The 1,152-nt window shown below is 51.5% G+C and carries 1 protein-coding gene; it reads right to left on the reverse strand.

Features of this window, described 5'->3' with window-relative positions; all coding sequences use genetic code 11:
- Positions 1-1,152 (reverse strand): hypothetical protein (locus EGI32_RS11270; RefSeq protein ID WP_255155459.1); only part of this gene is annotated, 1,152 nt, incomplete at both ends.

A 1,152-nucleotide genomic window follows, 5' to 3' on the forward strand; every position in this document is an offset into this window, starting at 1 on the left:
ACCCCGGCTGTGATGGTGGTAGAACCGCCATTTACAGTGATGGTACCGGCAGTAGCAGTAGAGTTAAGTACGGTTGGCTGTGTGATCGTAACAGTGGCAGTGGCAGTTGAACCTGCCGCATCAGTTACCGTGAAATTGTGTGTACCTGCACCTTTGGTGAAAGTACCTGTACCGGTGTAAGGTGCCGTACCACCTGTAGCCGATACGGTTACAGAAGTAGTACCACCATTACAGGCGATGGTACCCGTTGCGCTTGCTGCCGCTACCAGTGGTGCAGGAGCAGGGCCGGGTTGTGTAATAGTGATCGTTTCGCTCACCGTACAACCTTTGGAATCTTTTACGGTGATACGATGTGTGCCTGCTGCAACACCGTTAAATATATTGCTGGATTGATATGTTCCTGCATTAAGGCTGTAAGTATAGGGAATTGTTCCACCGGCTGCTACCGTTGTAATAGCGGTAACGCCACCGTTGAGCAGGATCACTCCGGCCGACAATACGGCTGTAAGAGGCAGCAATGGCTGGGTTACGGTTACTGATGTGGTAGCAGAAGCGCCTGCTGCATCCGTTACGGTGAAAGTGTGTGTGCCTGCTGGTTTGGTAAAAGTTCCTGTACCGGTATAAGGTGCAGTACCACCGGTTGCCGCCACTGTTACAGTAGTAGTACCACCGTTACAGGCTACAGCTGCTGCGGTAGATGTTGCGGCCAGCGGAGTTGTGGGAGTAGTTACGCCGCCTTCCAGCATACCGGCATTCGGTGTGCTGTTGCCCGCTACTGAAGTACCCGCAAAATCCCTGGTAAGTCCAACGCTCCTGCCGAAGTCGACAGCAGGGCTGGCAGCAAGCGGGTTGTAGTTCCACAATTCCGGATCGGTACCAGCGATGCTGGTAAAGAGCGATGCCATGGTAGATAACTCGCTGGCGTTGGCCGTAAAGCCCAGTACACTTCCGGTGCCAAGGTGATAGATATTATTTTCATGCGTATTCTGCGCCAGATTGAAGATACCCGACCTTGCTACGTCTACACCATCAGTCAGCCAGAAAATATTATTTTTCATGGAGATGGTACAGTTGCTGCCGATGATGATCATCTGGCCAACTCCTGTGAACTGCATCTTTGTTTCTACAAAAATATTGTTGTACACCTGCAGG

It is taken from the genome of Ferruginibacter sp. HRS2-29 (assembly GCF_024343615.1).
Taxonomy (GTDB): domain Bacteria; phylum Bacteroidota; class Bacteroidia; order Chitinophagales; family Chitinophagaceae; genus Ferruginibacter.